Origin of the sequence: Aquimarina sp. U1-2 (assembly GCF_017897595.1) — a bacterium.
In the GTDB taxonomy this organism is placed as follows: Bacteria; Bacteroidota; Bacteroidia; order Flavobacteriales; family Flavobacteriaceae; genus Aquimarina.
Genome location: NZ_JAGKIK010000139.1, coordinates 1 through 325, shown reverse-complemented (window position 1 = coordinate 325; position 325 = coordinate 1). Strand labels below are relative to the sequence as shown.

Annotated in this window: 1 protein-coding gene; it reads right to left on the bottom strand. The window is 36.9% G+C overall.

The annotated features are described in order from the left end of the window. A partial coding sequence (locus tag J8281_RS19385; protein ID WP_210199282.1) for a TonB-dependent receptor domain-containing protein occupies positions 1 to 325 on the bottom strand: 325 nt, incomplete at both ends.

Sequence of the window (325 nt, the reverse complement as noted above, 5' to 3'; positions counted from 1 at the left end):
CAAAGGTATGATTTGCAGATAACACAAGTTCAAAACCTCTTACCTCTACTTTCCCTCTGTTAAAGGCTGGAGGTCTAGCACCAAACCATTCTGGTACAGCTCTATCATCACTTTGTATCAAAATATCACTTCGATTTTCTCCATAAAAATCAAACTCTGCACTAATTGCGTTTTTAAACAAACCTATTTCTGCACCAAAATTATATTTTATGGCAGTTTCCCATTGAAGGTTGGGGTTACCAACATTGTCTTCTGTGTAAAATACATATCGCTCTCTTACATTAGATTGCTCGGGATTGATAAATGCGCCTCCTCCAATACTAAA